Raw genomic sequence first — 313 nt, 5'->3', positions numbered from 1 at the left:
CTGTGCTGCTCGCTCGATGCGCGCTGCGATGATCGCTGCAAACCCCGTGCGCGCCTGGCCGACCAGCTCGACGACTTCGTCAGCTGGGTCTTCCCGCGTGCATCGATCCCGCGTCTGCACAGCCGCCTGGCCCAGTACCTCGGCCTGCTCGGTCTGCTGGTGCTGATGCTGTTCGGCGCCCTGGCGCTGATCTACAGCCAGGTCTCGCTGAGCCTGCTGACGCAGGAACCGGAGGTCCGCCAGACGCTGTTCCAGGCCTTCCTCAAGGCCTTCCTCACCCTCTCGCTGTTCGCCGCCATGCTCGCCTGGTGGC

Annotated in this window: 1 protein-coding gene; it reads left to right on the top strand. The window is 67.4% G+C overall.

Features of this window, described 5'->3' with window-relative positions:
* The coding region (locus tag J0A65_RS26875; protein WP_206597217.1) for a hypothetical protein at positions 1 to 313 on the top strand (313 nt) is incomplete at both ends.

Origin of the sequence: Bowmanella yangjiangensis (genome assembly GCF_017255015.1) — a bacterium.
Classification (GTDB): domain Bacteria; phylum Pseudomonadota; class Gammaproteobacteria; order Enterobacterales; family Alteromonadaceae; genus Bowmanella; species Bowmanella yangjiangensis.
The sequence above is the reverse complement of the archived record's forward strand: the minus strand, read 5'-3'. Positions and strand labels throughout refer to the sequence as shown.